The following is a 26,675-nucleotide window of genomic DNA, read 5'->3' as shown; positions in this document are numbered from 1 at the left end:
CGGTGCGTATCACTCGCGGCCCAAGCGTGCCTTGACATTTCCATGACAGAAATGTGACAGGCTTTTTGTAGAAGTGCGGGAGTTAGCGAGTAAAACATGCCGGGTGTGATGGAAAATACCGCTGCGCGTCGCTGGAGCGATGCCGCGATTTTCGGGCCTGCCCGTGTTGCCTGGCCGCTGCGCCTCGCCGCAATTGCGCTCGCTTCCATTGTACTTTCAACGCTGCTGGTTTTCGCTGTCGAATGGATCGTGCGCGGCTCGTTCACCGACACGATGCAGTTCTTCCGCACACCGCATAAGCCTGCATGGACGACCGTTGCGCTCTTCGTCGTGGTCCTGACAGCAAGCGACGCTATTTTCGGACGCATTCACTATGGCTTCTTTGTTGTCGGCCCGCTGGCACTGATTGCGGCCACAACTGCACGCGAAAAGAGCCTTTATCTCGGTGACCCGCTTTATCCGAGCGATTTTCTCTATGCCCGTCAGATCGTCGATCTTCTGCCGCTTTTGGTGCGTGACCGCCCGTGGAGTGCGGTCGGCATAGCCCTGCTTCTCATCGCTTCGGCAGCGGTGATGATCACCGTGACGCTGTTCTGGTGGCGGCGCTTTGACCCAATCCCATGGAAGGGTCGGATGCTGCGTATTGCCTTCGCGCTGCCCTTGCTCGCCTGGTTCGCAGTGATTTCCGACTATGCCAGTTTTTCGCTGGCGCGCGACCGTCTGCGCATCCTGCCGATCATGTGGGACCAAAAGGAAAACTACGCCCATAACGGCTTTACCATGGCCTTCATCCTGAATGTACCAATGGCTACCGTCTTCGCTCCGGAAGGCTATTCTTCCGAAGCAATTGCCGCCATCGAACCGCCGGCGCAGTTGATCCCTGCTGCATTCGATACCAGCAAGCCTGACGTCATTATGGTGATGAGCGAATCCTTCTGGGATCCGACCCGCCTCCCGGGCGTGGCTTTCAGCGCCGACCCGATTCCGACAGTTCGGGCGGAACAATCCGGCCATGTCTTCTCGCCAGAATTCGGTGGCATGACTGCCAATGTCGAGTTCGAGGCTCTGACCGGTTTTTCCAAAGCCTTCCTGCCCTCCGGCAGTATCCCTTATCAGCAATATATCCGTCGCCCGCTTCCCTCGCTTGCAAGCTTTTTCAAGGATCAGGGTTATGCGACGCGCGCCATCCATCCCTATCGCCAATGGTTCTGGAACCGCGGCCCCGTCTATGAAAGCATGGGCTTTGACAAGTTCATGTCAGAAGAAAACATGCCACCGCTGGAAAAGCGCGGCTCATTGGCTTCCGACGCTGCTTTGACCGACGAAATCATCCGCGAAGCAGATTCCATGGATGCGCCGTTCTTCTTCTTTGCCGTCTCACTTCAGGGACATGGCCCCTACGAAGCCAATCGTTACCCGGATTCCAAACTTGAGGTGCAGACTGACGCCAGCGAGCACACGCGCCAGTCGATCCGTTCCTATTCGCAAGGCGCCATGGATGCCGATGCGAGCCTTGCACGGTTGATGGAGTGGGCGTCGAAGCGCGACCGCGAAACCATTCTCGTCTTCTTCGGTGACCATCTGCCACCACTCGGCCCCGTCTATGTCGAGACCGGGTTCATGGCAAACCGGGTCGCGAGCCGCACAGCGCCTGCCGCCGATATGATGCTGCAACACGAAACGCCGCTTGTTCTCTGGTCGAATAAGCGTGGCGCCGAGCGGGGAACCGGTACGATCAGCCCTGCCTTCCTGCCCCTGCACATTCTGGATATGGCAGGGATGCAGCATCCCTATTACACAGGCTTCCTGCGTCAGTTGCATGAGCGCTACCAGGTCGTTGACAATCATGCGGTTTTCGACCGTTCGGAGAAAGTCGAGGAAGGCTGGCAACAGAGGCCGCCATTTCCTCCTCTCCTGCGTGACTATCAGATGCTGCAATATGACATGATCTTCGGCAGCAATTTCGCCCGCGAGCGGTTCTTCCCCTCGCGTCCAGCACAGAGTTAGACAGGCCTATACCGGCGCTTTTCCCGATGACTGGCGGATGATGAGTTTATACTCAATTCGCCGGGAAGCCGACAAATGACCGGTTTCGATCTGGTTGAGAAGCATGTCCGCCGCATCGCGGGTCATCTCGAAAATCGGCTGGCGGACGGTGGTGATCTGCGGCGAAACCATGCTGGCAATCGCGCTGTCATCGAAGCCAACCACCGTTAGCTGATCAGGTATCGCAATGTTGCGGTCATAGGCGACCTGCATGACGGCGGCGGCCATATCGTCGTTTGACGCAAACACAGCGGTGGGTGGTCCCTCAAGCGAAAGCAGCTTCTTTCCGGCGGCGAGACCGCTCGCAAAACTGAAGCCACCCTGCACCTCATAATCGGGATTGCGCTTGATCCCTGCCTTTTCCAGTGCGCGGCGATAGCCCGCGAGGCGCAGCTCTGCCGAGCGATGGGTTGGATCGCCAATCACGATCGCAATCCGGCGATGGCCGAGTTTCAGAAGATACTCCATCAGATCGACGCCAGCCGCTTCGTCATCGATCGTGACGCTATCGGTCGGGTGCACGTTCGCGTCGCCCGCGACACGGGCAAATGGCATTGCGGAAGCCGTCAGTTCGGCCAGAATTTCAGGATCGTCCGACATGGGGGGCGTCACGATGATGCCGTCGAGACCGGAAGCGTGGGCTGTTTCGATCAGCGCACCACGGATGTCTTCACGATTTTCGACGGGGAAGATCAGCAGCCGGTATCGCGTGTCGCGCAGCCGTTCCAGTGCGCCCATCTGCAGTTCGGTGACATAGCTGGCGCTGGGGTTCTCGAAGAAAAGTCCGATCAGGTGAGAACGCCGTTCAACAAGGTTGCGCGCTGCAGCATTGGGGCGGTAACGGAGCTCACTCCCCGCCTGCCTGACTTTTTCGCGAATGGCTTCGCGCACATTCGGTTCGTCATTGTAGACGCGTGAAACTGTCTTGATCGACACACCGGCAAGGCGTGCCACATCATGAATGGTTGCTCGTTTTCCTGCTGCGGCCATGTTGGATCGTCTCCCTCCCTCTCCGATCTAACTAACCGCTTCGCCACAAAACGAAAAGAGAAATCAGGGAACCGAACAGACCCGCGAACGCGTCAGAAACCGAACTTCGCGCCCATTGTCGAGGGAGAACATGCCTCCGCGCCCCGGAACGACATCGATGATGAGTTCGGTATGCTTCCAGACCTCATATTGCGGGCCGCTGATATAGACCGGAGCGTCACCGATTTCGCCCAGTTTTACATCCGTATCGCCGACAATAAATTCTCCTTGCGGATAGCACATCGGTGATGACCCGTCACAACAACCGCCCGACTGGTGGAACATGATCGGCCCATATTCGGCCTGCAATTCACGGATGAGGTCAAGCGCTGCCGCCGTGGCGCTAACCTGACCTCTGCCCTCATGCGGGATTTTCTCCTCCACATTCTCCTCCCAAGAAAATGAGCGGGCGCTCATAGGATGCCCGCTTCGATTATATGTTGTAGCACACATCTTGTCCGAAAGCCGTTTCACACTTTTCGGGATGCGCTGCTCTAGCGTCTGGACATTACTGAGTCAGGTCCACGACTACGCGACCTTCAATATTGCCTTGGCGCATATCATCGAAGATGGAATTGATATCTTCGAGCTTTTCGGTTCGGATAGTGGCGCGCACCTTGCCATCACCGGCAAAATCCAGCGACTCCTGCAGATCAAGCCGCGTACCAACAATCGAACCGCGTACTGTGACGCCATTCAATACCATGTTGAATATAGAGAGCGGGAAGTCACCGGGTGGCAGACCGTTCAGCGATACAGTCCCACCACGCGATACCATGCCCAAGGCCTGTTCGAATGCGATCGGCGAAACAGCCGTAACCAGCACGCCTTGCGCACCGCCATCGGTTTCTTTTTTGATATAGGCCGCCGGATCATTATGCGTTTTGGCATTGACGGTAACCGTCGCGCCAAGTTTCCGCGCGAGATCAAGCTTTCTGTCGTCGATGTCGACAGCGGCAACGTTAAGCCCCATTGCCTTGGCATATTGCACCGCCATATGGCCGAGACCACCGACACCGGAGATCACAACCCAGTCACCGGGTTTGGTATCCGTTACCTTCAGACCCTTGTAGACCGTCACGCCAGCACAGAGAACCGGCGCGATTTCGTTGAAATCAATGTTCTTCGGCAAGTGACCAACAAAATTCGGATCGGCGACGACATATTCGGCAAAGCCACCATTGACCGAATAGCCTGTATTAAGCTGCTCTTCGCAGAGTGTTTCCCAGCCGCCCAGGCAATGACGACAGTGGCCACATGCGGTATAAAGCCATGGAACGCCGACGCGGTCGCCTTCCTTCACATGTTTGACACCGCTACCGACAGCCGAAACATAACCGACGCCTTCATGCCCCGGAATGAATGGCGGGTTGGGCTTTACCGGCCAGTCGCCTTCGGCTGCATGCAGATCGGTATGGCAAACGCCGGACGCATGGATGGCAACCTGTATCTGTCCCGGTCCGGGCTCGGGTATCGGCACTTCGTCGATTGTCAGTGGCTTTCCGAATGCGCGCACCACAGCGGCTTTCATTGTCTTTGCCATGAAGTTTCTCCTTCGTTGTCGAACTGAGCTGGCTTCCTGGGGGAGGGAAGAAATGAATGTCGAAAACTGAATGCTTTCCGGAGGCACTAGAAGAAGGTCGCCCGGGCGTTTCCGCCCAGGCCCCCTTGGGAGGGGTATTGGAAACCGTTATGCTCGACGCAATACTGGCATGAGGAACGGTTCCATCCCTTGATTGAGCGCAATACGAAGATGTTTTCTCCGTATTGCAGTTCCGGGGTCAGCTTCGGTTAGAAGAAACCCAGTTTCTTCGGGCTGTAGCTCACCAGCATGTTCTTGGTGTTCTGATAGTGATCCAGCATCTTGAGGTGGTTTTCGCGACCGATACCCGATTGCTTGTAACCGCCAAATGCCGCATGTGCCGGATAGGCATGGTAGCAATTGGTCCACACACGACCGGCCTGAATGGCACGCCCGAAGCGATAGGCACGCGTGCCATCACGCGTCCATATACCGGCACCCAGACCGTAAAGCGTATCGTTGGCAATCGATAGCGCTTCCGCATCGTCCTTGAAGGTTGCAACAGACACGACCGGTCCGAAGATTTCCTCCTGGAAAATGCGCATCTTGTTAGTGCCCTTGAATACGGTTGGCTTGACGTAATAACCGCCAGCCAGATCGCCCGGCAGAATATTGCGCTCGCCACCTGCCAGCACTTCAGCACCTTCTTGGCGGCCGATATCGAGATAGCTCAGGATTTTTTCCAGCTGCTCACTGGAAGCCTGTGCACCGATCATCGTGGCAGGATCGAGGGGATCGCCCTGCACGATTGCATTCACGCGCTTGAGCGCCTTTTCCATGAACTTGTCGTAAATCGATTCATGGATGAGCGCGCGACTTGGGCACGTGCAGACTTCGCCCTGATTGAGTGCGAACATCACAAAGCCTTCGATGGCCTTGTCGAGGAAATCGTCGTCTTCCGCTGCGACATCCTTGAAGAAGATGTTCGGCGACTTGCCGCCGAGTTCCAGTGTAACCGGGATGAGGTTCTGGCTGGCATATTGCATGATCAATCGACCCGTCGTCGTTTCGCCGGTGAAGGCGATCTTGGCGATGCGCGGGCTCGACGCGAGCGGTTTGCCTGCCTCAAGACCAAAACCATTGACGACATTGATCACACCGGGGGGCAAAAGATCGCCGATCAGATCCATGAGCACGAGGATCGATGCCGGTGTCTGTTCAGCCGGTTTCAGGACGACGCAGTTGCCCGCCGCAAGGGCCGGAGCGAGCTTCCATGTCGCCATGAGAAGCGGGAAGTTCCACGGAATGATCTGCCCGACAACACCGAGTGGTTCATGGAAATGATAAGCGACCGTGTCGTGGTCGATTTCGGAAATGCTGCCTTCCTGGGCGCGGATCACACCGGCGAAATAGCGGAAATGGTCGATGGCCAGAGGAAGATCGGCAGCGGTAGTTTCGCGGATTGGCTTGCCGTTGTCCCAGGTTTCGGCGGCAGCGAGCGCAGGCAGGTTTTCCTCAATCCGGTCAGCAATGCGATTGAGGATGAGCGCGCGTTCAGCCGCGCTCGTCTTGCCCCAGGCATCCTTGGCGGCATGCGCTGCATCAAGAGCCGCTTCGACATCGGCGGCATCCGAGCGGGCTACTTCGCAAAGCACCTGACCATTGACCGGCGAAGTGTTTTCGAAATAGCGACCCGATTTGGGCTCGACCCATTTGCCCCCGATGAAGTTTCCGTAGCGTTTTGCGAAAGCCGGCTTCACGGTCCGGCTGAATTCAACCTTGTTCATGACATTCCTCCCAAAACCACGCTGCTCCTACAGCGTTTCATGAGTGAGGATCGCGCGGCAGCACGAAAGAGTCATCCCGCGCATTCAAGCTCGCAAGGTTATGTGTCGCAATATTGAGACAGTTGCGCCCGCTTATTGCTGATTAGTGCGGACGAATGATCTTCAGGCGATTGAGCTTGCGATGAAGCGTGGCGCGACTGATGCCCAAAAGGCCGGCTGCGGCCGAAATATTCCCTTCTGCGCGCGCAAGAGCGCGCAGAATAACGCTGCGCTCTGACTCTGCCATATCTTCACGAGGGTCAGCATGCCAGCCGAGAAGATCGGCTGCAGGCAACGGAACTGCAATAGCGGCATCGTCAAGCCCCATTGCCAGACGCGCCGCACGTGTGGCGCCAATGACCAGATCATCCTTGTCGACCGCGATCAGTGCGCCGCCGGTTCTGTCGGGGCTTGGCGCCAGCATGATACGAGCCTCGGGAAAAGCCTGACGGAAATTTTCAGCCTCGATGCGCCGTGCAGCATCGATCACAGCGACAGATATAAGCTGCGCAAAAGCCTCCGTCAGATCGGCGCGGCACGAGGAAACATCAAGCGCTGCCATCAAACGCCCTTGATGATCATGGATCGGGGCGACCGTACAGGAAAGCCCGATATTACGGGTATGAAAATGCTGGTCGCGATGAATTGTCAGCGGGCGCTGTTCAACAATGCAGGTGCCGATCCCGTTCGTGCCTTCGCTCTGTTCGCTCCAGACAGCACCGGTCCAAAGCCCCCAGCGATAGAATGTATCATCATCGCCCGGCGCACCACGACGTTCAACGGGAACGCCCTCGCTGTCAGCCAGAAGCACGCAACAACCCACACCACCGACGGCCAGATAAAGGCGATCCATACTGGCTTGCGCTATGCTGACAAGACGTTCGATACGTTGATGAGCGGTCCTGAATTCACCATCGGAAAGGGTGCGCACCGACCCCAATTCGGCAGGATCAAGCCCGTGCAGTTCCGACGAGCGTCGCCATGAGGCGACCAGAGCAGATCGCGCTGCCCCTCCCGCTGTCATGATCGCGGATTGAATCAGATCGGCATGTGTTCGGTCTTGCGGTGTGCCCATCTTTTCCTCCCAGGAAGGCTGGAACCCGCTGTCTGGGAGGATAATGACCGCTCAAAACACAACTGGCAAGTGCGGCTACAGATTGAGAGGGCTTAGGCGACGCGAGCAGGCTTCAGATATTCCTCAAGCGAGGAAACATCCGCCGCATTCAGGCGAAGACCAAGTTTCGTACGCCGCCACAAAATATCCTCGGCGCTCACCGCCCATTCATTCTCAAGCAGATACCGCACTTCGGCTTCATAAAGATCGGCACCGAAATGCTGTCCAAGGTCGGCAAGTGAAGTGGCTTCCCCAAGCAGAACACGAATACGCGTTCCATATTGCCGGAACAGGCGCCGCGCATGAGCAGGCGTCAGGAAAGGATATGCAACTTTCACCTTCTGCAGCTCACGCTCGAACTCGACATCCACGAAATCGCCACCTGGTAACGGAGCAGCATGGGTCCACGGCGCACCTTTTTGTCCCAGCCTATGCTCGATCTTCTCCAGCATATGTTCGGCAAGTCGCCGCGCAGTGGTCAGCTTGCCGCCAAAAACGTTGATCAGAGGTGCAAGCCCATCGGGTGCATCTTCTTTCAGGACATAATCGCGCGTTGCTTCCTGTGCCTTGCTTGCACCGTCATCATAAAGCGGGCGCACACCGGAATAGGTCCAGACGATATCCGCGCGTCTGACCGGCTCCTTGAAATATTCGCTGGCTGCCGCGCAGAGATAGTCGGTCTCACCATCGGTGATCGCAACCTTGGCCGGGTCCCCCTGATAGTCCTGATCGGTTGTGCCAATCAGGGTGAACTCATCCTCGTAGGGGATGGCGAATATGATACGCCCGTCATTGTTCTGGAAGAAATAGGAACGGGGATCGGAGAACTTCTTGCGCACCACAATATGGCTGCCCTGAACAAGCCGGACATTGTGAAGCTGTCGATCTCCTTCGACACCCTGCAGAACCTTGTCTGCCCAGGGACCAGCAGCATTGACCAGCAGACGAGCCCGAACTTCCTCGCGCTCATGTGTACCGGTATCTTCGAGCGTAATGGTCCAGTATTCCCTGTCACGGCGCGCCGCCACGACCTTGGTTCGGGTTTGGATTATCGCTCCGCGATCCGCTGCATCACGGGCAGTTAAGGCAACGAAACGCGCGTCATCCACCCAACAGTCCGAATATTCGAATGCCTTGGCAAAAAGCGGTTTCAAGGACTGCGCAGCCGGGTCCGAGCGCATATCAAGCGTACGCGTGGCGGGGAGCTTTTTACGCCCGCCCAGATGGTCATAGAGGAACAGCCCGAGCCTCAACAGCCATGCAGGGCGCATTCCGCCCTTATGATAAGGCAGCACAAATCGCATCGGATGAATGATGTGCGGTGCATTGGCCCACAACACCTCGCGCTCCATCAGCGCCTCGCGCACCAGACGAAATTCATAGTGCTCCAGATAGCGCAAACCACCATGAATGAGTTTGGTTGCCCGCGATGAGGTGCCACTTGCCAGATCGTTCATCTCGGCAAGGCCAACTGAAAATCCCCGACCAACCGCATCACGTGCGATACCGCAGCCGTTGATGCCACCGCCGATTACAAAAATATCAAATAGTTTCTCTTGCGCCATGGCGAACCCCGAAGACCACTCTCCGAAAACCAAAGCGAATATAAATCATTTCATACGAAAGCAAATCGAAAATAAACGAAACTATGCTTGTTTTTCTGCCGCCCGGCTTTCTCCAAGGGTTTCAATCAGCTCTACCTCACTTTCGTGGCACAGCTCCCGCAACTGGTTCGACGGACAATGGTCGGTAATGAAGGTATTGATCTGCGATATGTGGCCGATACGCACCGGAGCTGTCCGCTCCAGCTTTGTGGCGTCAGTCACAAGGATTACGTGCCGGGCATTGGCGATGATGGCCTGCGCCACCTTCACTTCGCGGAAATCGAAATCGAGCAAAGCACCGTCTTCGTCCATAGCCGAAGCGCCGATGATTGCGTAATCGACCTTGAACTGGCGGATGAAATCAACGGCGGCCTCGCCAACAATCCCTCCATCAGACGGGCGCACGACGCCACCTGCCACCACCACCTCTATAGAGGGGTGAACACGCAACGTATTGGCAACATTGATATTATTGGTGATGACCATCAGATTGTTGTGGTCGACCAGCGCTTGACTGACGGCTTCGGTTGTGGTGCCGATATTGATGAACAAGGAAGCACCGTCCGGAATGATTTCTGCGGCAGCGCGCCCGATCGATTCCTTTTCATGCGCGGCGATGCGGCGTCGTGCTTCATACTCCATGTTCTCGACGCCGGATGGATAGAGCGCACCCCCATGGATGCGGCGCAACATCCGGGCGCGGCAAAGATCATTCAAATCCTTGCGGACCGTCTGCGGCGTCACCTCGAAAGCCGCAGCCAGATCATCCACCAGAACCTGCCCTTGCTTGCGAGCGAGCTCAAGAATTGCGTTGTGACGGGGAGTGAGCTGCATTTTTATCCCGGATCTGGCATTATTCTGATTACGTTCGGGTAATTTCGCGTTTTTTCAATAGAAAGCAACCATTTCAGTTCGAATGGCTTCGAATAGCATTCGCTTTTCAGCAATTTTCGATATTTGTCGCTTTCGCTCAATGGCCAACAAAAACAGCATAAATTCAAGTATAAACATTCGTTTACATTTCAAACGAAACGCATATTTCGCCGATCAATGTCTAAAGCTCGACCGCCCCTTCGAACGGCCCGATGCAACTCTCATAAACCTAATCGTTAATAGAGAATCCAATATCTATATTCACTGAAAATCGAACAGTTGTATTCTTTCAGTCATCTCTTGCACATGAAAGACTGAAGCAAAGCAAGAGTTACTGGTATGGTAAAAACTTCGCATAGCGCATTTATCCCGGTTCGATGTAACTAAAAAACAAAACCATCGAGCCGTTTAATGATGTTGTTTAGCTTTGGTCGAAGAATGTGGGGAATGAGTAGCGTTATAGCGTAGCAGATCGAACATGTAATCGGGCTCTGGAAGGCTGGTATTTCAGGGGAGACTGGACTGAGAGCCCAACAAAAGAACATCCATCCTTATTATGGAGGAGCGGATCACCAGTTCGCCCCTCCATATTTTGTGGGCAACAGGCGCTGAGCCAGACCAACGAAAATCGAAATAGTCAGTCGAAATCGAACTTCTCGCCGTACATTCTGTGCAGTTTGCACGCTACTTCCGTGCGGTTCGCGGCACCGATCTTCTTCATGATGTTATGCACGTGTGCCTTTACCGTGCCTTCGCTCATACCGAGTTCGAACGCGATGATCTTGTTCGATTTGCCAATTCGGATGGCATGGACGACCTCGATCTCTCGTGCTGTGAGCAACTCACCCAGAACATCGTCGTCGATATCGGTCGGCGCGGTTTGGAAAACCATGGAGGCCGGAACATACATACCGCCAGCGGTGGCAAGATGGATGGCTTCAACACAAACTTTGATATCGACTGAAGTGGGAATGTAGCCACGAGCACCGATTTCCATGGCGCGCACAACCTGGGACCACTCCTCGCGTTCGGCGAGAAAAACGACCGGAACCGGACGCCAGAGTTCGATCACAGCCTGCAACTTCTCCGAAAAAAACGGATCGGCCAAACGCTTTGAGCCGATATTGATCAGAACAACAGCAATATCGTCCGTTGGATCTGCGAGTTCAACCGCCGCTTGTGTTTCCACGGGAAGCTTGAGTCCGTTCAGCACAAGCCCGTTATAAAGGCACTGCCGCTCAAGATTGCTCTTGCATACGAGCAACAAACGCCGACCACGTGTTGCCTCAATGCTTGCGGCGTTTCCCCTGTCGCCCATGCTTTCCGAAGCAGCCCAAAGGCTATCCCCTCTTGTTTCCAACATGTGATACTCCCGGCGCTACTCAAGTTGCTCTATGTTTATGCATCCAACTATTACTTTCGTCAGAGACGAGTGATTTCCGGTGCTTGTCTGGATAGACCTGTAGCCTTGACTGGGGTAAATATTGCTATCGGGAAATAATCGTGTCATTAACTTATGTTAGCAATGCAGAAAATTTATGACCGTCCATAAGAACGACTTGGAGAGAGGTAGGATATAGCCTCTATATCTTTCGTTTAGTTGGTTTTCGATTTTACTGAATTCGTCAGCGCAAAGGGGGGCAATTGCGCGTTCCAAAGCTCAGGGGCACTCAGACTTCCAACTGAAATGTTCAACTGGTTGTTTATTCGATTTCCGCGCAAAACCGCCATGCGGTATGGTGGAAGTGCTTTAAATTGCATATCGATTTGATTGAATCGAACGAGCGCCCTAACTGTTCATGTTGACGCGCATCTTTTCCGAAAGGCTGTTTCACAAATTTCGGGATACGCTCTAGTGGGTTAGAAATGCATAGTGGCAAGCAGATCACAGACCCATCGATTGAAGCGCTTATTGGTTTATTGGAGGCACCTCCAATTCTTGCCAAGCTGGAAGCGCGGGAAACAGATGCGCTTTCTTCTCTCACTGTTATCGAAAACGATTATGCGGCCGATGCCACCATCATTGAACAGGGGGCACGTGTCAGAAGCATCCATCTCGTGCGGTCCGGTTGGGGGTGCGTATATCGCGATCTTTCAAGCGGCGAGCGGCAGATCATCGACTTTCCCATGCGAAGCGATTTTCTCGGACTCCGAACCGCCGATGGCTACAGCTACAACACAATCGCGGCAATTACGCCTATGTCGGCTTTCGAGATTCCGCTTGCCTCACTTGAAGCTTCTATCGAACGCGCGCCACGTCTCAGTCTGATCCTTATCGAACTTCTGGCGCGGCAGCGGTCGATGTTGATCGAACATCTCACCAATATCGGATGCCGCGCGGCGTTCGTCCGAACTGCGCATCTGTTTCTGGAGCTTTCCGACCGCGTGAAATCGAGCGGAATGGGCGATCCGAATTCGTTCTACTGCCCGCTGACGCAATATCAGCTTGCCGATGCTCTTGGGCTGACACCGATACATCTCAATCGGATGCTGCGTGACCTGCGCGAGGAAGGGCTGATCCTGTTTCGCTCAAACCGAGTGGAGATACTGGATCGCAAACGCGTGGTCGCCCTCGCCCAATATGATGGGGAGTTCATGCGCATGTCGGTTTTCGGGAAAACGGACTAAGTGAGCGCAACAACGTTCAATCATGACCCATTGAGGATGATAGAAGGCCCGAAAACGGGCCTCCTTTTTATGTCAGGACGTGACTGCCGTAAGCAGCGACTGCCAACCAGTCTCTTGACCCGGTTCTCCCGGATTTATCGAGATCATGACACCGGTTTTGAGGCGTCGTCGCAGCATGTCGTTTTCATCCGGTACAATCCGAATTACACCTCCATCGCTAAGTGCCTGAAGGCGAGCACGAGATAATTTAAGCTCAGCTGCAAGCAGACGATCAAGGCGAATGCTGACCGGCAGGGCAATTTGCAATTCGATCTCGATTGCCTTGCAGCTGGCAGCCCCACACACGATACGTTTAGCAACATCGTACTCCGGGAACTCATCGACGCGCTGCGATTTCCGTTTCAGTGCCTGCATATTAAACGCCTCGACCCAAATCCATTGCGGATCGTTGGAATGAAGTGCCTCCAGTATCCTGGGATTGATCTCGCGGATATTCTGTCGTTCGAAGATCGTCCGGTTCCATGTCTTGTCGCATGTCAGGCATTTATAGATCAGCCACGCATCAAGCTTGCGACCGTTGGCATTCAACCGAACCTTTCCACTTGATTGAAAAGGCTTCAGCTTGCCGCATCCGCTGCACGCGATCCAAGGCTGGGGGGCAATATTCGGTGTGATCATCCACCGCACCCGAAGAGTATCGCTCATAATATCTCGGTCTTCCATTTTGGAAGTTCACCAAGATGGCGAATGAGGTGCCCAATCCGGGCGCGGCATGGCGATATTTCAAGGGGCTGAAGAGCAGAGACAGCGCAAGCTGTTCCGGCACATTTGACAATGCCAAACCGGTCTCTAGCCGCCACCCAATGAACAAGTTCACACGCCCGACAGCTCTCTGCTGTCAGGTCGCGTAGGTGAAACTGGGTTGAGACCGGTATTAGTTAGGCAAAGTCTACCTCAATGCGCCAATGCTCTTCGAAAAGGCACTTACCACAGTATCCGTTTAGGAGGTAGCCAATACTGATGTTCTGAAGGAAAAAAGCATCGCCTGACACACAAGCAATTGCCCATCATCGGCGATGATATACTCTGTCTGATACTAAAAATCGGATGAAAGAGGAGCCTTCGCTCTCAGGAAAATGGTCGGAGTGAGAGGATTCGAACCTCCGACCCCCTCGTCCCGAACGAGGTGCGCTACCAGGCTGCGCTACACTCCGTGACCACGTGGTCTTGACCATTGAGGCGGCTTATAACGCCCCCAATTTCAAGCTGCAAGAGCATCCTGTCGTTTTTTTAATGCCTAACCCCAAAAGTTGGAAATGGTTTCAGACGAGTTGCATATGAGAGCAGGACGGCGCTATCCGTTTGCTTCCAAAATCTATTAAAGCATAGCAAAAACAGGCTTCGTACCACCGCCAAAAGCCACGAAATTGGGGTTTGCAAAACCCGCAACACCTTCATTGGCGCGTTGACCATAAGAGAGCGGCGTTCCCTCGAAAGTCGTGGTGAGGCCACCAGCGGCGCGTAACACGGCATCGCCCGCCGCCGTATCCCATTCCATCGTCGGGCCGAAACGTGGATAAATATCGGCCTCTCCACTGGCAATCAGGCAGAATTTCAGCGACGAACCGATGGAAACACAGCTGTTGATCCTGTTGTCGTTCAGGAACTTTTCCGTTTCCGGGTTCTTGTGTGACCGGCTGCAGACGGCCACCCGCTCTGGCCCGTGAACACGCACCGCTATCCCGCGCCTTGTTCCGATTGCATGATCTTTGGTCGTCGTTATTTCTTCAGCACCATTGCTGTTTCCAATAAACAAGCGATTGCGAACTGGTGCATAAACGATGCCGAGAACCGGAGCGCCATCCTCGATCAGGCCGATATTCACTGTGAAATCGCCGTTTCGCAACAGAAACTCACGGGTGCCGTCGAGAGGGTCGACCAATAAAAATCGCCGCCCCAAATGTGAAGGCAAACGTCCCGCTGCCACTTCTTCTTCAGCCACAACCGGAATATCCGGAACAACGGAAGCGAGTGCCGCAAGAATGATGGCTTCCGCGTCACGATCTGCTTCCGTGACCGGGGAAGAATCTTTCTTGCTCTGAACCGCGCAACCATTGGCATAGTGCTTCATGATAACGCGCCCCGCCTCGAGTGCAGCTTCCTGCAGGACGGCCAGCATTGCTTCGTCGTTCGGATCGGCTTTCGGGGAGGCTGAAATCTTCATTGCTCAGATTGACCAGGAATCGCTGCCATAACTGCCGATGATACCACGTTCGGCAAGATACTTTTCTACTTCTGCGACGAGTTCGTCAACGTCACGACCTGTCGTGCTCAGGCGCAATTCCGGTGAAACTGGCGCCTCATAGGGAGAATCGATCCCGGTGAAAGCCTTGATCTCGCCACGCAAAGCCTGCGCATAGAGCCCCTTCGGGTCACGCGCGATGCATTCCTCTATCGGTGTATCCACGAAAATCTCGACAAACTCGCCTTCAGGCAGGCGAGCGCGAATCCGATCACGCTCAGCTTGAAATGGCGAGATGAAGGAGACCAGTACCACCAGCCCCGCATCGGTCATCAATCGGGCGACTTCGCCGACACGGCGGATATTCTCCGCCCTATCCTCATCGGAGAAGCCCAGATCGCTGTTGAGGCCATGACGGACATTATCACCGTCCAGCAGGTAGGTGTGCTTGCCAAGCGCGTGGAGCCGCTGTTCGAGCCGGTTTGCGATGGTGGATTTGCCGGAGCCTGACAGCCCCGTAAACCAGAGCACAGCCGGTTTCTGGAATTTCTGCGCTGCGCGTGTCTGCTTGTCGAGGTCGAAGGACTGCAGATGCACATTCGTCGCCTGACGAAGAGCACTATCGATCATCCCAGCGCCCACAGTCGCGTTGGTAAGCCGGTCGATCAAGACGAACGCGCCGGTTACACGATTATCCGCGTAAGGATCGAACGCAATCTGATCCACCGTCTGGAGATGGCAAAGTCCAATTTCGTTGAGGTCGAGGCGGGATGCTTCCTGACGGGTGAAACTGTCAATATCGGTTCTGTATACGATCTCGTTGATCGTTACCGGCGTCTGATCGGTCTCGGTACGCAGGATATAGGAACGGCCGGGATGCAATGCCTCCTCGCCGAACCAGACTATATTGGCTGAAAACCGATCAGCAACTTCAGGCCGGGCCTCTGTCCCGACCAGCATATTGCCGCGTGAAACCTCGATCTCGTCCTCCAGCACCAGTGTGACAGCCTGTCCTTCGGAAGCACGTGGCAGATCACCGTCATAGGTGGCGATGCGTTTTACGCGGGAGGTTTTGCCTGATTTGGCAACCACCACGGCATCACCAGCGCTGATCGAACCGGATGCCACAGTGCCGGAGAAACCGCGAAAATCGAGATTGGGCCGGTTCACATATTGCACCGGAAAACGAAACGGCTTGGCCGCTGCCTCCGTGTCGATGCGCACGGTCTCCAGATGTTCGAGCAGATGCGGCCCTTCATACCAGTCCATGCGTGGCGACGGCAGGGTGACATTGTCGCCGAAACGCGCCGAAAGCGGGATCGGCTGGATGCTGACAAAGCCTAATTCATTGGCAAAACTCATATAATCGGCAACGATGCGCTCGAAAGCCTCTTGCGAAAAATCGACCAGATCGATCTTGTTCACGGCCAGAACGATGTGACGAATACCAAGTGCAGCGGCAATAAAGGAATGGCGTCGTGTCTGGGTCAGTACACCCTGACGAGCATCGATGAGCACGATAGCAAGATCGGCTGTCGAGGCACCAGTCGCCATGTTGCGCGTATATTGCGCATGACCGGGTGTATCAGCGACAATGAATTTGCGACGTGGTGTCGAAAAGAAGCGATAGGCGACATCAATGGTGATGCCCTGCTCCCGCTCAGCCTCCAGACCGTCAACCAGCAATGCGAAATCGAAATCGTCATCCGTGGTACCGAACTTGCGGCTGTCGTTCTTCAACGATGCGAGCTGGTCCTCGAAGATCAGTTTCGTGTCATAGAGCAGGCGTCCGATGAGCGTTGACTTGCCGTCATCCACCGATCCGCAAGTAAGGAAGCGCAAGAGTGTCTTGCGCTCCTGATCGGCCAGGAAGTCGCTGACTACAGCATTGGTCGCAACAGGCTTGATTATCGCATTCATCAGAAATAGCCCTCGCGCTTCTTTTTTTCCATCGATCCGGCTTCGTCACGGTCAATGGCGCGGCCCTGCCGCTCGGATGTACGGGCAATCAGCATTTCTTCGACAATATCGGAGAGGTCAGCCGCACTGGATTCAATAGCGCCGGTCAACGGATAGCAGCCAAGCGTGCGGAACCGCACCAGTCGGTTTTCCACCGTTTCGCCCGGACGCAACTTCATGCGGTCGTCGTCGAGCATGATCAGCATGCCGTCACGTTCGACCACCGGACGATGCGCTGCAAAATAAAGCGGGACGATGGGGATATTCTCCTGCAGGATATATTGCCAGATATCGAGTTCAGTCCAGTTCGACAGCGGAAAGACGCGGATCGATTCCCCTGCGGAAACCCGCGTATTGTAGATCTTCCACATTTCCGGACGCTGGTTCTTGGGGTCCCAACCATGCTGCGCGTTACGGAAGGAAAAGATGCGCTCCTTGGCGCGCGATTTCTCCTCGTCGCGACGGGCGCCACCAAAAGCAGCATCGAACCTGTACTTGTCGAGCGCTTGCCGCAAGGCGACCGTCTTCATCACATGAGTGTGGACATTCGATCCATGGCTAAAGGGGCCAACCCCCTCGCGCACACCATCCTCATTGATATGCACGAGCAGCTCAAAACCCTTTTCACGCGCCTGCGCATCGCGAAACTCAATCATCTCCCGAAACTTCCATGTCGTATCAACATGCAGAAAGGGAAAAGGCGGCGGAGCGGGATAGAATGCCTTCATCGCCAGATGCAGCATCACCGACGAATCCTTACCGACCGAATAAAGCATTACCGGGTTGGAAAAACTTGCCGCAACCTCGCGAAAAATATGGATAGCTTCCGCCTCAAGGCGCTGAAGATGCGTCAGGTTCTTGGTCAGGGATGCATGATGCACGACTACTTACTCCCGGCAACCGGATGGGGACTCGATACTGGCGGGAGAGATGGCGAATGCCTTCATCCGGCGCAGGTGTGGCAAAAGCCACGATGCGCGCATTGTCGTGAAATGATGCGGAAAAGTGAAAGAAACCTATCGCGTATTGCAACTCGCTTGCGCGAAAAACTTACCGTATTTGCGCGCGGGGCCGGAACAAACTTGCGCGCGTCGGGAAAAGCCGCTTTTTGGCCAAGTCACGGAAAATCATACAATTTTTGTGATATTTAACGGGGTTTTGCTCTGAAGCTGCCCGTTATTCGGACAGCTCCAGAGCAAATTATTACCTGGTGAGGCTTGCCTGAACATCGTTCAGCGTCGCCTCGAGCGCGGACACCATCGTATCAACCTGCTGATCGTTGATGATGAGCGGCGGGCAGAAGGCAAGCGTATCGCCCATTGCGCGGGAAATGACGCCGCGCTCCTGAAGAACGGCGTTTGCCTTTGCGCCCAAAGCGCCGGTTGGTTCAAGGCCCGTCTTGGCCTGCTTGTCGGTAACAAGCTCGACACCGGCTATGAGACCAACGCCACGCACTTCGCCGACCAGAGGATGATCCTGCAACTCACGCAGGCGCTTCTGCATATAGGTGCCGCGGTCGCGCGCATTGGCGACCAGATCACGCTCTTCAATAATGGCGAGGTTTTCCAGCGCTACCGCTGCCGCCACCGGATGGCCAGATGCCGTGAAGCCCGTGCCAAGCGTGCCGATCTTGTGGCTTTCTTCGGCAATTGGCGCGTACACACGCTCGTTGATGAGGAAGGCCGAAATCGGCAGATAGGATGACGAAAGCTGCTTCGACATCACCAGAATGTCCGGTTTCATATCGAAAGTCTGGCTGCCGAACAGATTGCCTGTCCGTCCGAAGCCGCAAATAACCTCGTCGGCGATCAGCAGAATATCGTAGCGCTTGAGAACAGCCTGCACTTTTTCCCAATAGGTTTTGGGCGGCACGACTACGCCGCCAGCCCCCATCACCGGCTCGCCAATGAAAGCAGCGATGGTGTGAGGACCTTCCGCGATGATCAACTGTTCCAGCTCATCCGCCAGCCGCGTTGCGAATTGTTCCTCACTCTCGCCAGCCTGTCCTTCGCGATAAAAATGCGGGCAGCCCGTATGCAGGATACGATCGATCGGCAGATCGAAAGAACGGTGATTGTTGGGCAAGCCGGTCAGGCTGGCAGAGGCAATCGTCACACCGTGATAGCCGCGCTTGCGTGAGATGATTTTCTTGCGCTCCGGTTCACCCAGCGCATTGGAGCGATACCAGATCAACTTGACGACCGTATCGTTGGCTTCGGAACCTGAATTTGTGAAGTAGGCCTTGCTCATCGGAACAGGAGCCATTGAGACAAGCTTTTCTGCCAGATCAATGACAGGACCATGCGAACGGTAGGAGAATGTATGGTAGAAAGGCAGCTTCTTCATCTGTCGTGCAGCTGCTTCGGCCAGACGCGGTTCGGAAAAGCCCACGCCAACACTCCACAGTCCTGACATCGCTTCGATATAGCGCTTGCCCGATACATCTTCGACGTAAATGCCATCGCCACGCTCGATGACGAGCGGACCTTCCGCTTCGAGGCGGACAGCATCGGTATAAGAATGGAGATGATAACGGATATCGCGAGCTTCAAGAGAGTTTGGCTGAGCAGTCATTCATTGATCCTCCGGGAAAGATAATGAATTTGTAGCCCGTTTCAGAAAAAGCGCAAACCGGAAAGCCGCTGAAAAATGCCCTTCGGATCAAACCGCCGAGGGACTTGGAAGATATTTACAGAAGACCGAAAGTGCGGGCCTTGGCGACGGCCTGAACCTTATTCACCGCAACAAGCTTTGTGAGCACGTTGCTGATATGGAAATTCACCGTGCGCGTCGAAATATTGAGGATCGTGCCGATGATCTCGGCAGTCTTTCCCTCACTCGTCCAGCGCAGGATTTCCCGCTCGCGCATTGTCAGGTTCACTTCAGAAACGCAGTTCATCGTCGGAACATCAAGATGTTCATACATGGACAAATGCAGCAGATTGGCTGCGATCTGCATCTGGCGCCGCAACATTGAAATCTCGCCGGAAGATAATGCCGGGCCAGTTCTCAGGAAAGACAGCATTCCGAACACGCCTTGAGCAGCCCAACACGGCTGGGAAATCCCGACCTTGAGGCCGAAGCGCTGTGCATCCGCCCATATCTGTGGTGCTTCCGCAAAGAGCTTCGACGACCAGACCAATGGCTCTATGCTGTTCAGTGCCTTGCGAACCAATGGGTCAACATCCGCATATTTTCGGGCTGTATAGTGATCGGTCCATTCCTGCGGCAACGACCCAAAGCTGAGCCATTTGACCACGCCGTTCAACAAGGGAACGCGCATGACATACGCCGTATGTGCAAATCCGCACTGCCTGGCATAGGTGCCTATATATTCAAGGAGCTGTCCGGCATCGTCAGCAGATTGCATGGATTCATAAATTTGTTCCCATTTCATTGCAGACTTCCCAACGAAAAATATAACTATTGATGATTATTGAAATTCGAAGCATTTAAATAAAACGCCAACAAATCAGTAACACATCTATGTACTTTTCTCTATATACTAATCAGAAATGCATACATCTCCACCGGTTAAATATTACAGTAATCTAAATTATAAATTACTTTAATAAATACTTAATTATTACATGAAGCAAGGCCAGCTCTAAAACGCCAAATAAATCAACGGTTCTGGAACATGGAATGCCGAGCCGATGCAGTTACGTCTGCTGGTTTGTAGTCAACAAGCAACTACAAACCAGTCAAACGCACCCAATACATCTGTCAGAAATACGAGTATATGAGATTAAGCTAATCGAGTTGCGGCATTTGTCACGCCGCAGCCTCTTCGGGAGCTGCACCTGGGGTATAATTAAGAATCGGTGCGAGCCAGCGCTCGACTTCCTCTATCGTCATTCCCTTGCGGCTCGCGTAATCCTCGACCTGATCCCGTTCGACTTTGGCCACGCCGAAATAATAGCTTTCCGGATGGCCGATATAGAGACCCGATACGGAAGAGCCGGGCCACATCGCATAGCTTTCCGTCAATTCCACGCCCGTATTCGCAGTCGCGTCCAGAAGGCGGAACAGCGTCGTCTTTTCCGTGTGATCGGGCTGTGCCGGATAGCCCGGCGCAGGACGAATACCCTGATAGGGCTCACCGATCAGTTCTTCCGGCGAATAGGTCTCATTCGCCGCATAGGCCCAGAATTCCTTGCGCACGCGCTCATGCATCAGTTCCGCAAAGGCTTCGGCAAAACGGTCGGCCAGCGCCTTCACCAGAATGGCCGAGTAATCGTCATTGGCGCGTTCGAAACGTTCGGCTATGGCCACTTCACCAATACCTGCCGTCACAACGAAGCCACCGACATAATCCTGCTTTCCGCTTTCGGCAGGTGCTACGAAGTCGGACATCGCCACATTCGGACGACCATCGCGCTTGCTCAATTGCTGGCGCAGTGTGAAGAAAGTGGCAAGTTCCTCGTTCCGGCTTTCATCGGTGAAAAGACGAATATCGTCGCCGACCGCATTGGCGGGCCAGAAACCGACGACAGCTTTCGGCGTGAACCACTTTTCGTCGATGATCTTTTTCAACATCGCCTGAGCGTCGTCCCAGAGTTGCCGGGCTGCCTCGCCCTGCTTCTCGTCTTCAAGAATTGCCGGATAGCGGCCTTTCAACTCCCAGGTCTGGAAGAACGGCGTCCAGTCGATATAGCGGGCGATTTCGGCCAGATCGTAATCGTCGAAGGTCTTCGTGCCGGTGAATGTCGGCTTTGCCGGAACAAAATTATCCCAGTCGAGCTTATGCGCATTGGCGCGAGCACGAGCGATCGGCAGGCGCTGCTTTTCCGCTTCATTGCGCGCGTGAGCGGCTGCCACCTTGGCATATTCCCCGCGCAGACCGTCAACATAGGCCTGCTTGCCTTCCGGTGACAGCAGGCTCGAAACCACACCGACGGCACGGCTTGCATCGATGACGTAGACTGCCTGTCCGCGTTCATAGCGCGGATGAATCTTCACCGCCGTATGGACACGGCTCGTGGTCGCGCCGCCGATCAGAAGCGGAATATCGAAACCTTCGCGCTCCATTTCTGCTGCCACATGCGCCATCTCATCCAGCGAAGGCGTGATGAGGCCGGAAAGGCCAATGATATCCACCTTTTCGTCGCGCGCCACCTGCAAAATCTTCTGCGATGGCACCATGACGCCGAGATCGATGATCTCGTAATTGTTGCAGGCCAGCACAACGCCAACGATATTCTTGCCAATATCATGCACGTCGCCCTTCACGGTCGCCATCAGCACCTTGCCGGCGCTCTGACGTTCACCACCGCCAATGCCTTTTTCAGCATTGAGGCGCTTTTCTTCTTCCATATATGGCAGGAGAACGGCCACGGCCTGCTTCATCACACGGGCCGACTTGACCACCTGTGGCAGGAACATCTTGCCGGCACCGAACAGGTCGCCAACCACGTTCATACCGGCCATCAGCGGGCCTTCGATGACGTGCAACGGACGTTCGGCAGACTGGCGCGCCTCTTCCGTATCGGCTTCGATATATTCGGTAATGCCGTTGACCAGCGCATGTTCGAGGCGCTTTGCCACCGGCCATTCGCGCCAGGTCAGATCCTGCACCTTGGCTTCTTTCGAGCCGGAGTCGCGGAAACGTTCGGCGATTTCCAGCAAACGTTCGGTCGCATCGGAGCGGCGGTTCAACACCACATCCTCGCAGGCCTCGCGCAGTTCCGGATCGATGGCATCGTAAACCGCCAGCTGACCGGCATTGACGATGCCCATATCCATACCCGCCTGAATGGCGTGGTAGAGAAACACGGCATGCATCGCCTCGCGCACCGGCTCATTACCGCGGAACGAGAAGGAAAGGTTCGACACGCCACCCGAGACATGGACATGCGGCAAGGTCGCCATGATCTTGCGTGTCGCTTCAATGAAATCGACGCCGTAATTATTGTGCTCGTCGATACCGGTCGCCACCGCAAAAATGTTCGGGTCGAAGATGATGTCTTCCGGTGCGAAACCGACCTGTTCGGTCAGGATCTTGTAGGCCCGGGTACAGATTTCGATCTTGCGCGCCTCGGTATCGGCCTGCCCGGTTTCATCGAAAGCCATCACGACAACTGCCGCACCATAGGCGCGGACGAGCTTCGCATGATGAATAAAGGCCTCCTCGCCTTCCTTCATCGAGATGGAATTGACCACCGCCTTGCCCTGAACGCATTTCAGGCCAGCCTCGATCACTTCCCATTTGGAGCTGTCAATCATGATCGGCACGCGAGCGATATCCGGCTCGGCAGCAATCAGATTGAGGAATTCGACCATGGCCTTTTCGGAATCGATCAGGCCTTCATCCATGTTGATATCGATGATCTGGGCGCCGTTGACAACCTGATCGCGCGCGACGTCGAGTGCAGCAGCAAAATCGCCAGCCTTGATCAGCTTGCGGAAGCGTGCCGAGCCGGTCACGTTGGTGCGTTCGCCGACATTGACGAAAGGAATATCCTCGGTCAGCGTGAAGGGCTCAAGGCCCGACAAGCGCATCAGCGGCGCGACCTTGGCAGGCTTGCGCGGAGGATGTTTTGCGACGGCCTCGGCAATGGCGCGGATGTGTTCGGGCGTGGAACCGCAACAGCCGCCGACCACATTGACCATACCGTCGCGGGCAAAGCCTTCGATCTGGGCAGCCATCGCTTCCGGCGTTTCGTCATACTGGCCAAACTCGTTCGGCAGACCGGCATTCGGATAGGCGCAGATGAAGGTGTCGGCAATGGTCGACAATTCGTCGAGATGCGCACGCATAGCGTTGGCGCCGAGCGCGCAATTGAGGCCGATGGTAAATGGTTTGGCGTGACGCAACGAATGCCAGAATGCCGTTGGCGTCTGGCCGGACAGGGTGCGGCCGGAAAGATCGGTGATCGTGCCGGAAATCATCACCGGCAGGAAGATGCCCTTTTCCTCGAACACTTGTTCCGAGGCGAAGACGGCAGCCTTGGCGTTGAGCGTATCGAAGATGGTTTCAATCAGGATGATGTCGGAACCGCCGTCGATCAGCCCCCGGATCTGCTCGGCATAGGCGATGCGCAGATCGTCGAAGGTAACAGCGCGGTAGCCAGGATTATTCACATCCGGCGACAGGGAAGCGGTGCGGTTTGTCGGTCCAAGAGCGCCCGCAACGAAACGGCGGCGACCGTCCTTCTGCTCGGCGCGCAAGGCGGCGCGACGGGCCAGACGCGCACCGTCGCGGTTCAATTCATAGACCTGCTCTTCCATGCCATAATCGGCCTGGGCAATTGTCGTGGACGAAAACGTATTGGTTTCGAGAATATCCGCGCCCGCAATGGCGTAGGCATAATGGATTTCCTCGATAGCCTTGGGCTGCGTCAGGGTCAGAAGGTCGTTATTGCCCTGAAGCTGGCAGTCGCAGGCGCCGAAGCGCTCGCCGCGGAAATGCTCTTCATGAAAACCAAGTCCCTGAATCTGGGTTCCCATCGCGCCGTCGAGGATCAGGATGCGCTCACGCGCTGCCTTGGTGAGAGCTGCGAGCACTTCTGAGCCATCCGGCTGCGCAGCCGTTGCACCAAAAAGACCATCGAGGGAAGAGGCCATAAAACACCGCCTATATTCAATCTGTTACCAGGCAGCAGGTCTGTTCGGACACATAAACCTGAATCGCCCTTTATACGTACATCACGGAAGTCGCTTAATGACATAAACATATCTTTATGTCAATTCGGGGAGACTAATTCCTACCCCAAAATCAGAGCATCACCCATCTGTTGCCGCAACGAAGAAATCGTGACTGCGCAGGGCCACTGCTCCGCCACAATGTCCGGCCTAAAATAACGGCAGGGACGATATGTGTTGTTTATTTTTACGCGCATCTTATCCGAAAGCCGTTTCACATTTTTCGGTATGCGCTGTGAGGAGAGACCGATGAAAAGGTTTGCTTATTCCCTGTTTGCCGCATGTTTGTCACTCGGCATGGGACTATCCGCTGCTGCCGGAACTGCGAATGCGGCGCAGCCGTCTTTGATGGCGACACCGTCCGCCCAGGCTCCAGCACCGAATGTTCAGAACGTTCAGTATTACGACTATCGTGGTGACCGCCGCTATTGGCGGGAGCATCGTCGACACTGGCGGCATGATCGTCCGCGTTACCGCCCATACTATCGCTATGATCGCCGTTACTGGGGACCGCCGCCTGCTTATCGCTACCGTCCGGCACCGGTCTATCGCGGCGGCAACCCGCATGTGCGGTGGTGCTACAACCGTTATCGTTCCTACCGAGCCTACGATAATACGTTCCAGCCCAATTATGGGCCACGGCGCCAGTGCTACTCGCCATATCTCTAAAACGAAAAAGCCCCGGAAAACCGGGGCTTTTTTCTTAATCATACGGTTCAAAAATCAGGTTACATAAGCACCAATTGAAGCCGCGACCAGACCGATCGCAACCGCAATCATCACGCCATAAACGCGTGGCTTGTCAAACAGGACGGCAAAGGCCGCGAACCAGCTGACAACCGCAGCGCCCAGCGCGAATAAAAAGCCCGGCTTGTCGCCGTGGTACAGGTTAGCCGCCATGAGGCCGCCGATAATCAGCGCGCCAAAAACGATCATCAACCCTGTGGCATATCGCTCGTAATCGTCCATTTAAATTCCTTGGTTCCGCTCCCGCCGTGACAGGTGCCGGAAACTCTCGTCAATCCGTTTGGCCATTTAAGGGCATTGGCCGGTCGCCATCACACAATCATTATTCGTGTCGTTCTTCAACCATTTCGCTGCGCCATTTTTCGCAATTGTTGCGACTTTTCACGTGAACGTTCCTATCGTTGCCCGATAACCGGCATTTGTCCCGTTCAAAACCATGTTAATATGACTTCCATGGAATCGTCAGGCGTCACCATTTTCGAAACAGAGATCGGACCGTGCGGCATTGCCTGGCGCGGCCAGAAGATTGTGGGCGTCGAGATCGGGGATGCTGACGAGAAGGAAACCCGCTATCGGCTCGGTGAGCGGTTCCCCGGTGCCGAAGAAGTCGACATGCCCTCCTTCGTCAGCAATGCAATCCAGGGTGTGCGCGCGCTTCTGGCAGGCGCCGATGTCGATTTTTCAGGTACACCGCTGGCGCTGGATGCCCAACCAGATCTCAACCGGCAGGTCTATGAAATCATTCTTGAGCTGAAACCGGGCGAGACAACGACCTATGGTGCGATTGCCCGAAGGATCGGCGATGTGAGTCTCTCACAGGCTGTCGGCTATGCACTGGGCAAGAACCCGTTTCCGATCATTGTGCCCTGTCACCGGGTGCTCGGCGCCAATGGCAAGGTCGGCGGCTTTTCGGCGGCAGGTGGCACGGCGACCAAACTGAAGCTTCTCAATATCGAGCGAGCAAAAACGTCCAGCGAGCCCGATCTTTTCGGCGGCCTGCCGCTACAGGAAAGACCACAGGCCGACTGGTAGTTATTTTACGCATTTCCGCACGCAAGACCGCTTCGCGCTTTTGCTGGAAATGCTTTAGCGCTTGTCTGTCATAACATCAGCTGAAAAGCGCAATTCGCGCATCGGACGCACCAGTTGCGTCGTCGCGTCATAGGTCGGATGCTTCTTGAAAGCGAAAAGCGCTTCCTCATCTTTGAACTCGGCATAAACCACGAGATCAATGCGGTCGCACATCGGATCGACCCTGGAATTTGGCAGAACTTCAAAAAGGTCAGCATGGGGAATGGTGCCAAGTTGCTCCAATCCCTTTTTGACAGTCTCTATATCCTGACCTTCTTTGACGCTGAAGAAAACAATATGCCGGATCACGCCGCGACTCCCTGAATTTGGTGAGGCGTGTCTAGCGCATCAAGGCGTGCAGAAAAATGGC

The 26,675-nt window shown here is 55.0% G+C and carries 21 protein-coding genes and 1 tRNA gene; 4 read left to right on the top strand and 18 right to left on the bottom strand.

Going from position 1 to position 26,675, the window contains the following annotated elements; all coding sequences use genetic code 11:
- Positions 1-96 precede the first annotated feature (96 nt).
- Positions 97-2,007, top strand: a complete 1,911-nt coding sequence (locus CES86_RS14170; protein WP_094514718.1) for an LTA synthase family protein — start codon at positions 97-99, stop codon at positions 2,005-2,007.
- A 6-nt stretch (positions 2,008-2,013) separates the two neighbouring features.
- Here the strand turns inward: CES86_RS14170 and CES86_RS14165 are convergent, their stop codons facing one another.
- From CES86_RS14165 to CES86_RS14130, 8 genes are all read right to left on the bottom strand, one after another.
- Positions 2,014-3,036 carry a LacI family DNA-binding transcriptional regulator gene (locus CES86_RS14165; RefSeq protein WP_094514716.1) on the bottom strand — a complete coding sequence of 341 codons (1,023 nt, stop codon included), beginning with the start codon at positions 3,034-3,036 and terminating at the stop codon, positions 2,014-2,016.
- A gap of 63 nt (positions 3,037-3,099) precedes the next feature.
- Positions 3,100-3,459: a DUF779 domain-containing protein gene (locus CES86_RS14160; protein WP_373418734.1), complete on the bottom strand. Its 360-nt coding sequence runs from the start codon at positions 3,457-3,459 to the stop codon at positions 3,100-3,102.
- Positions 3,460-3,583: 124 nt separating this feature from the next.
- Positions 3,584-4,618 carry an alcohol dehydrogenase AdhP gene (gene adhP, locus CES86_RS14155; protein ID WP_010658043.1) on the bottom strand — a complete coding sequence of 345 codons (1,035 nt, stop codon included), beginning with the start codon at positions 4,616-4,618 and terminating at the stop codon, positions 3,584-3,586.
- Positions 4,619-4,866: 248 nt separating this feature from the next.
- Complete coding sequence (adh, locus tag CES86_RS14150) at positions 4,867-6,384, bottom strand: aldehyde dehydrogenase (protein ID WP_011982458.1); 1,518 nt, start codon at positions 6,382-6,384, stop codon at positions 4,867-4,869.
- Between the two features lie 142 nt (positions 6,385-6,526).
- Positions 6,527-7,498 (bottom strand): GAF domain-containing protein, encoded by a 972-nt coding sequence (locus CES86_RS14145; RefSeq protein WP_010658041.1) that lies wholly within the window; start codon positions 7,496-7,498, stop codon positions 6,527-6,529.
- Positions 7,499-7,590: 92 nt separating this feature from the next.
- Positions 7,591-9,102, bottom strand: coding sequence for a glycerol-3-phosphate dehydrogenase (glpD, locus tag CES86_RS14140; protein ID WP_094514712.1), 1,512 nt, complete (start codon positions 9,100-9,102; stop codon positions 7,591-7,593).
- An 81-nt stretch (positions 9,103-9,183) separates the two neighbouring features.
- A complete protein-coding gene (locus tag CES86_RS14135) occupies positions 9,184-9,975 on the bottom strand; it encodes a DeoR/GlpR family DNA-binding transcription regulator (protein ID WP_010658039.1) in 792 nt (263 codons plus the stop codon).
- Positions 9,976-10,651: 676 nt separating this feature from the next.
- Positions 10,652-11,377 carry a response regulator transcription factor gene (locus CES86_RS14130; protein ID WP_094514710.1) on the bottom strand — a complete coding sequence of 242 codons (726 nt, stop codon included), beginning with the start codon at positions 11,375-11,377 and terminating at the stop codon, positions 10,652-10,654.
- Between the two features lie 503 nt (positions 11,378-11,880).
- On the opposite strand from CES86_RS14130, the gene CES86_RS14125 reads away from it, so the two are divergent.
- On the top strand, positions 11,881-12,642 hold the full coding sequence (locus tag CES86_RS14125) for a Crp/Fnr family transcriptional regulator (protein WP_094514708.1): 762 nt from the start codon (positions 11,881-11,883) through the stop codon (positions 12,640-12,642).
- Between the two features lie 72 nt (positions 12,643-12,714).
- Here the strand turns inward: CES86_RS14125 and CES86_RS14120 are convergent, their stop codons facing one another.
- The 8 genes from CES86_RS14120 to metH form a co-directional block, all read right to left on the bottom strand.
- Entirely contained in the window at positions 12,715-13,347 is a 633-nt protein-coding gene (locus CES86_RS14120; protein WP_040128988.1) for a DUF1062 domain-containing protein, read from the bottom strand.
- A 432-nt stretch (positions 13,348-13,779) separates the two neighbouring features.
- Positions 13,780-13,856 (bottom strand) — tRNA-Pro (locus CES86_RS14115).
- A gap of 164 nt (positions 13,857-14,020) precedes the next feature.
- Positions 14,021-14,866 (bottom strand): 3'(2'),5'-bisphosphate nucleotidase CysQ, encoded by an 846-nt coding sequence (cysQ, locus tag CES86_RS14110; RefSeq protein WP_010658035.1) that lies wholly within the window; start codon positions 14,864-14,866, stop codon positions 14,021-14,023.
- 3 nt (positions 14,867-14,869) lie between these two features.
- Positions 14,870-16,804, bottom strand: a complete 1,935-nt coding sequence (cysN, locus tag CES86_RS14105; protein ID WP_094514705.1) for a sulfate adenylyltransferase subunit CysN — start codon at positions 16,802-16,804, stop codon at positions 14,870-14,872.
- A complete protein-coding gene (gene cysD / locus CES86_RS14100) occupies positions 16,804-17,724 on the bottom strand; it encodes a sulfate adenylyltransferase subunit CysD (RefSeq protein ID WP_094514703.1) in 921 nt (306 codons plus the stop codon). The genes cysN and cysD overlap by 1 nt, the downstream gene beginning before the upstream one ends.
- A 322-nt stretch (positions 17,725-18,046) precedes the next feature.
- Entirely contained in the window at positions 18,047-19,417 is a 1,371-nt protein-coding gene (locus CES86_RS14095) for an aspartate aminotransferase family protein (protein ID WP_011982390.1), read from the bottom strand.
- A 115-nt stretch (positions 19,418-19,532) separates the two neighbouring features.
- Positions 19,533-20,240 carry a LuxR family transcriptional regulator gene (locus CES86_RS14090; protein WP_010658031.1) on the bottom strand — a complete coding sequence of 236 codons (708 nt, stop codon included), beginning with the start codon at positions 20,238-20,240 and terminating at the stop codon, positions 19,533-19,535.
- Positions 20,241-20,617: 377 nt separating this feature from the next.
- Positions 20,618-24,409 carry a methionine synthase gene (metH, locus tag CES86_RS14085; RefSeq protein ID WP_094514701.1) on the bottom strand — a complete coding sequence of 1,264 codons (3,792 nt, stop codon included), beginning with the start codon at positions 24,407-24,409 and terminating at the stop codon, positions 20,618-20,620.
- Positions 24,410-24,736: 327 nt separating this feature from the next.
- On the opposite strand from metH, the gene CES86_RS14080 reads away from it, so the two are divergent.
- Positions 24,737-25,156: a BA14K family protein gene (locus CES86_RS14080; protein ID WP_010658029.1), complete on the top strand. Its 420-nt coding sequence runs from the start codon at positions 24,737-24,739 to the stop codon at positions 25,154-25,156.
- 54 nt (positions 25,157-25,210) lie between these two features.
- Here the strand turns inward: CES86_RS14080 and CES86_RS14075 are convergent, their stop codons facing one another.
- Positions 25,211-25,456 (bottom strand): hypothetical protein, encoded by a 246-nt coding sequence (locus CES86_RS14075; protein ID WP_010658028.1) that lies wholly within the window; start codon positions 25,454-25,456, stop codon positions 25,211-25,213.
- A 231-nt stretch (positions 25,457-25,687) separates the two neighbouring features.
- Here CES86_RS14075 and CES86_RS14070 point away from each other — a divergent pair, with 231 nt between their 5' ends.
- On the top strand, positions 25,688-26,266 hold the full coding sequence (locus tag CES86_RS14070; RefSeq protein ID WP_094514748.1) for a methylated-DNA--[protein]-cysteine S-methyltransferase: 579 nt from the start codon (positions 25,688-25,690) through the stop codon (positions 26,264-26,266).
- 54 nt (positions 26,267-26,320) lie between these two features.
- Here the strand turns inward: CES86_RS14070 and CES86_RS14065 are convergent, their stop codons facing one another.
- Positions 26,321-26,614, bottom strand: a complete 294-nt coding sequence (locus tag CES86_RS14065) for a Dabb family protein (RefSeq protein WP_011982385.1) — start codon at positions 26,612-26,614, stop codon at positions 26,321-26,323.
- Positions 26,615-26,675: the final 61 nt, after the last annotated feature.

Origin of the sequence: Brucella lupini (assembly GCF_002252535.1) — a bacterium.
Classification (GTDB): domain Bacteria; phylum Pseudomonadota; class Alphaproteobacteria; order Rhizobiales; family Rhizobiaceae; genus Brucella; species Brucella anthropi.
The sequence above is the reverse complement of the archived record's forward strand: the minus strand, read 5'-3'. Positions and strand labels throughout refer to the sequence as shown.